General features: G+C 62.2%; 1 protein-coding gene. It reads right to left on the reverse strand.

Annotated elements, in window-relative coordinates; genetic code table 11:
• Positions 1–109: 109 nt before the first annotated feature.
• On the reverse strand, positions 110–678 hold a 569-nt coding region (locus AC1DT3_RS23340; RefSeq protein ID WP_477467533.1), incomplete at its 5' end, for an ABC transporter permease subunit.

The following is a 678-nucleotide window of genomic DNA, read 5'->3' on the forward strand; positions in this document are numbered from 1 at the left end:
GCCTTGTTGCGCAAAAGACGTCCGCGCGCTTCCGCCCACAGGGAGCGGCCGACGACCTCGTCTTTCAGCATTTCGGCGGGAAAAATGGCGCCTTCAACCATGGCGGACCTCAATCGTAACGGATGCGCGGATCGATAATCGCGTAAAGGATATCGACCACGAGGTTGAACAGGAGCACGAAGACGGCGACCACGACGACCGTGCCCATGACGAGGGTGTAGTCGCGGTTCAGCGCGCCTTCGACGAAATAACGGCCGATGCCCGGCAGGCCGAAGATGGTTTCGACGACCACCGAGCCGGTGAGAAGGGCCGCCGCCGCCGGACCGAGATAGGAAATCACCGGCAGGATTGCGCCGCGCAGCGCGTGCGTGACGACGATCGGCCATGGGAGTCCGAGCGAGCGAAGGGTGCGAATATGGTTCGAGCGCAGATTCTCGATCATCGCCGCGCGTATCATGCGCGCGACCACCGCGATCTGCGGTAGCGCGAGGACAATCACCGGCATGACGAGATTGAGCGGAGAACCGTTGTTCCAACCCGCAATGGGCAGCCAGACCAGAATCAGGCCGAACACGATCTGGAACACGGGAGCGACGACGAAGTTCGGGATCGTCAGTCCGAGCGCGCCCATGCCGGTCACGATGTAATCCGCAAGGCTGTTCTGACGCAGTGCAGCAG

Source organism: Microvirga sp. P4_G7 (assembly GCF_056401005.1).